Below are 681 nucleotides of genomic sequence, written 5' to 3' on the forward strand. Positions count from 1 at the left end.
GCTCCACACCACGGGGCAGCGCCAGCGCGACGATCCGCTCCGGCCCGATGCCCCGCCCCATCAGCACACGTGCCAGACGGTTGGCCCGCGCGTGCAGCTCCCGGTACGACAGCACCTCCTGCCCGCACACCAGCGCGTCGTCGTCCGGGGTCCGGGCGGCCTGCGCCTCCAGCACCGCCGGCACCGTCGCCTCGGCGACGTCCCGCGCGGTGTCGTTCCACTCGACCAGCAGCCGGTCACGCTCCTGCTCCGACAGCAGTTCCACCGACCCGATCCGCACCTGCGGGTCGGCGGCCACCGCCTCCAGCAACCGCACGAAGCGCTCGACGACCGACTCCACCGTCTCCCGGTCGAACAGATCGCTGCTGTAACGGAGTTCGCCGAGGATTCCGGCTGCGGTCCGGGCGGGGGTCAGCTGCTCGGTGAGGTCGAAGCTCAGGTCGAACTTGCTGACCGCGACCTCGACGGGCTGCGGCGTGACGATCGCGCCGTCGATGTCCAGCTCGGGCTCGGAGTTGTTCTGGAGGGCGAGCATCACCTGGAACAACGGATGCCGGGACGCGGTCCGCTCGGGCCGCAGCACCTCCACCAGACGCTGGAACGGCACGTCCTGGTTCTCGAAAGCGGCGAGGTCACCCTCCCGCACCCGGGCCACCAGCTCACCGAAGACCGGATCACCCG

Annotated in this window: 1 protein-coding gene; it reads right to left on the reverse strand. The window is 71.1% G+C overall.

The features are described 5' to 3' along the window. Window positions 1-681: condensation domain-containing protein (locus IE177_RS34625; protein WP_190019452.1), on the reverse strand; the 681-nt coding region annotated here is incomplete at both ends.

The sequence above is a fragment of the Streptomyces lucensis JCM 4490 genome, from assembly GCF_014650035.1.
GTDB classification, from domain to species: domain Bacteria; phylum Actinomycetota; class Actinomycetes; order Streptomycetales; family Streptomycetaceae; genus Streptomyces; species Streptomyces lucensis.